This window comes from Holospora undulata HU1, from assembly GCF_000388175.3.
In the GTDB taxonomy this organism is placed as follows: domain Bacteria; phylum Pseudomonadota; class Alphaproteobacteria; order Holosporales; family Holosporaceae; genus Holospora; species Holospora undulata_A.
In genome coordinates, this window is record NZ_ARPM03000006.1 from 1 (window position 1) to 3,911 (window position 3,911).

The window sequence follows — 3,911 nt, forward strand, 5'->3', positions numbered from 1 at the left end:
GTGCCAAAGTTGGCCAATGGATTATCTTTTATACGGATAAAAAAGGGATCTTGTAGTCACACAAATAAGTCACACAAATAAGTGATCCAATCTTTGCCCACAAATTCGCGATCAGCTGAAAAGGAGAAAATTTTATCGACCCTAAAGATTTCCTTAAATTGGTTTAATAAACTGATGCGTGCTTGGGGTGCGAATTTTCCTGGTGATCAAGCATGCTCCAAAACAAAGGAAATGCAATCTTTCCAACTCTAACAGCTGGTACGAGGCAATTGATATTCTGCGTTCCAAACTTCCAATTGGTGCCATCGAGCATTAAATGCATTTTAGGAACTGGCTCCCAAATGCTTGATATCAAGGCTTTTGAGAAGAGCCCAGAATCAATTCCTTGTCCTTTTAAAAAAACGCCTGACGCGTTCAAGCTGGGATTTTATTGAAGCTGGAGCGTTCATCTTGTGGATCAGCGCAGGATGCTGAACCTTTCGCTGATCGATCATACTAAGTACGAAGGTTCATTTGCATAAAACATTGTTGTTTATTTTTAATAAAATAGCCTGTCTTTCGGATCTTTTAAAGTCCCTTCAAAAAAGTGAGGGGGAGTATGGTTAAAAGCTTCAAAATTTGTTAAATATGACTTTTTTATGTGATCTTATCTATATTTCTAAAAAAATTATTTTTTAATCAAAAAGTACTAAAATAATAAATATATCTATTATTAATTAAAAATATTATGAGTAAAAAAATTTACGTATTACAAATCTTAATGACAAGTTTTTTAACGCACGCACACATTTCTGAAAAAACTTTAGAAAACAATATAGAACGATTAGAAAAAATTAATAATTATAGTGCCGTGTCATACGAAAAAAAAGAAGAATTATTGCAATTATTTTTTGTTGGGTTCGAATTTTTTCTAAAAGGCATGCTGAGTAAAAAAATAAATATAAAGAAAAAAACAAGAAATTCTAAAACAGAGGAAAATAAAATTCATGAAATTGAATGTTATAAAAAAGAACTGTTAGCAAAATATTTTATTGATACCCTATTCTACGAAGCTCTAAAAATGCTCTCAATAAAAAAGGAAGAAAAATTTTTTTCTAAGTTCTCTAAATTATTTTTTCAACAAAACAAGCAAGAAACTGAGCAATGTAATCAAATTTTAAAAACAATCGAAAACGAGTTAAAAGAAGAAAAGTTATTAATAGAAAAATCAAAAATGTTGCAATATTTAGTTACTTATTTTGAAAGTTTTTTTTCAAGATATCTTGACGTATTTAAGAACACTCTAAGTCTTAAAATCACTTCTAACTCCCAGCCATCAAAAAAAGTTTCACTATTTTTACAATTTTCACAAAAGCGGCTAGATTTAATTAATGCTATAAAAGAAGAAATACAACAATACGAATCAGAATATCTTAGAAATCAAAGAACTAATAAAAATGAAAAATATAAATCAGTATTAAAGGTCATAAATGAAGTTAACAACGATGACGAATTGCAAAATTAACCATTTTAATATGTAATTTATACATTAATTAAGCCATAAACAAAATATAACTAAGCTTTCTACAGAAGCAGAAATGACTCCCAATGATTTTTAGGAACCTCTTTCCACTCTTTTGGGTGAAGAGGTTCAAGTTTGATTGTGGCAAATTGGATACGAATCAACTGTAAAACTACTAAGTTAAGTGCTTTAAGTCGGTTTCGAATTTCTCTTTTTTTCCCCTCTGTCAATATTACCGTCAACCAAGTAGCCCCTAAAGCTACGCTGTAATCCTGAATTTGGCACCCCTTGTACTGAATACCGTTATAAGAAATAGGCTCTTTCAGTGCTTTGCATAAACTCCACGCTTTTACGCCTTGTATTTCTACTCTATAATACCGCTTCCACCCGTATTTAGGATTTTCTAAAATGTGAGCCAAAATTGAAGTATTCGTCATCAGCAACAATCCTTCTGAATCAAAATCCAGTCGTCCCACATATATAAAGCGCTGTGCCAAAGGCAAAGGCTTTGAAAGTTCTGTGTAAATTGTGGGGCGGTTAAAAGGATCGGTGCGCGTTACAAGACAACCTCTTGGCTTATAACATTTCCACAAACATGGAACTTCTGGAGATTCAAGAGACACTCCATCAAGATCCACTCTATCTTGAGAAGAAACAAAACACGTCATATGAGTAACCAAAACTCCGTTCACGTTGACACGATGACACTTAATAGCCTCTTCTGCCTGACGACGAGACAAAGAAGAGCGCTCTGCAACGTATTTTGCTAACCTCATAGACTTTTAAGAATCGACTAAATTGAACGAACAAGACTACCATAGTTTAAAATTTTTAACAAGACTCTTGCTGAATGTGACGCTTAAGCACTATTCTTGCTATAGACTTCAACCAGAAGCGCTTGTTGGAATGCACGTGTGTAATAAATTAATTGGTAAGATGCGCACGCAGACAAAAAACAAATAAGACGTAATTGTAATATGGTGTTTAATTATGTATGATCCCAAAGCCATTCTTCATTCTCATATTTCAGGTCTTTATAAAATGGTGGAATCAATTCCTGAAAATCTTGATAGCTGTATAGAAAAATTACAAAAAGTTCAGGGAAGAATTATATGCACTGGGGTTGGAAAAAGCTCTTTTATCCTGCAAAAAATTTCCAGCAATTTTGCTTCTATTGGCATTGCATGTCAGTTTTTAGATGCAATTCACAGTGTACATGGAGAACTAGGAGGATTAAGAGAGCGCGACATAATTTTAGCAGGATCATACGCAGGGCAGTCTGTCGAGCTTGTCCCTATTTTTACTTTTGCCAAAACGAAAAACATATTTTCCATGCTTATGACTGCTTTTCCTTTAAACAGGTTAGGAAAAATGGCCAGTACAATATTGCGCTTACCAGAAGTTAAAGAAGTCGGTCCCCTTGGTTGCGTTCCTAGCACTTCTTCTTTAGTCATGCTGGCTTTAGGAGATCTGTTGGTTAGTGCATTAGAACAAAACATCACATTAGAGCGCTATCAAACGCACCACCCTCACGGAGCTTTGGGATTCAAGCTTTCTCCTGTTATCCACACTATGGTATCTGGTTCTGATTTACCCTTAGTATCTATAGATACGCCCTTTACAGAGGTGCTAATGGTTATGAGCGAAAAACGACTGGGATGTACAGGAGTCATCGATAAAGAAGGTAAGCTACAAGGAGTAATTTCCGATGGAGACGTGCGCCGATTTTGTATGCGGTTTAGAGATGTAACTTCTTATTCTGCATTAGAAATTATGCAAAAAGCTCCAAAAACTCTCCCCCCCCATGCGATTGTTAATGATGCGCTGACATTAATGGAAGTTCATAAAATTACGTTTGTTTTTATTATAGATCATGAACAAAAACCATTAGGTGTTATACACATCCACGACAGTTGGAAGAATATTCAGTAATATAGTAATTTAGCTTGAAAGTGGGACAGCGTGGTGCTATTTTAAAAAAAAATGACAAAGAAAAAATACAGCTTCAATCTAAGGGAGCGAGTAATAGAGTATATTAAACTTGGTAACGATCAAAAAAACGACATCCAAAATATTTAAAATTAGTAAAAGCAGCGTAAGTAGGTGGTGGATAAGATACAAAAAAGAAAGGAATAATTAGGTCTATCCTATGGTTAGGGAGTAAGGATAAAATAGCCCCAGAGAAGCTAAGGATTTAGGTTCAAGACAATAGAGATAAGAAATTAGATGAGATAGCAAAGCTATTTAACGCAAGTATTTGTTTTCTGTATACATAAGGTTAAAAATTTAGGATTTAGTTATGAAAAAAGCTTTTACCTATGTGGGGCATAAGTGTTGAAAGTGTCAAAATAAATGTTTAACAGCATTGAAATCCCCTCCTGAAATAATAATTAATGTTTTAATAAAAGAT

The 3,911-nt window shown here is 33.9% G+C and carries 4 protein-coding genes; 2 read left to right on the forward strand and 2 right to left on the reverse strand.

Going from position 1 to position 3,911, the window contains the following annotated elements:
• Nucleotides 1-163: 163 nt before the first annotated feature.
• Entirely contained in the window at nucleotides 164-418 is a 255-nt protein-coding gene (locus tag K737_RS08620; RefSeq protein WP_052563198.1) for a hypothetical protein, read from the reverse strand.
• A gap of 309 nt (nucleotides 419-727) precedes the next feature.
• Here K737_RS08620 and K737_RS00050 point away from each other — a divergent pair, with 309 nt between their 5' ends.
• Complete coding sequence (locus K737_RS00050; protein WP_024161281.1) at nucleotides 728-1,504, forward strand: hypothetical protein; 777 nt, start codon at nucleotides 728-730, stop codon at nucleotides 1,502-1,504.
• A gap of 59 nt (nucleotides 1,505-1,563) precedes the next feature.
• Here the strand turns inward: K737_RS00050 and K737_RS00055 are convergent, their stop codons facing one another.
• The gene (locus K737_RS00055) at nucleotides 1,564-2,277 is read right to left on the reverse strand and encodes a pseudouridine synthase (RefSeq protein ID WP_006288516.1); all 714 of its coding nucleotides are present in this window, start codon (nucleotides 2,275-2,277) and stop codon (nucleotides 1,564-1,566) included.
• Nucleotides 2,278-2,491: 214 nt separating this feature from the next.
• On the opposite strand from K737_RS00055, the gene K737_RS00060 reads away from it, so the two are divergent.
• Nucleotides 2,492-3,433: a CBS domain-containing protein gene (locus K737_RS00060; protein ID WP_006288517.1), complete on the forward strand. Its 942-nt coding sequence runs from the start codon at nucleotides 2,492-2,494 to the stop codon at nucleotides 3,431-3,433.
• Nucleotides 3,434-3,911: the final 478 nt, after the last annotated feature.

What these genes read in the sequence shown, in the direction of transcription:
- K737_RS00050 (WP_024161281.1), top strand. Translation starts at nt 728, where the DNA reads ATGAGTAAAAAAATTTACGTATTACAAATCTTAATGACAAGTTTTTTA.
- K737_RS00055 (WP_006288516.1), bottom strand. Translation starts at nt 2,277, where the DNA reads ATGAGGTTAGCAAAATACGTTGCAGAGCGCTCTTCTTTGTCTCGTCGT.
- K737_RS00060 (WP_006288517.1), top strand. Translation starts at nt 2,492, where the DNA reads ATGTATGATCCCAAAGCCATTCTTCATTCTCATATTTCAGGTCTTTAT.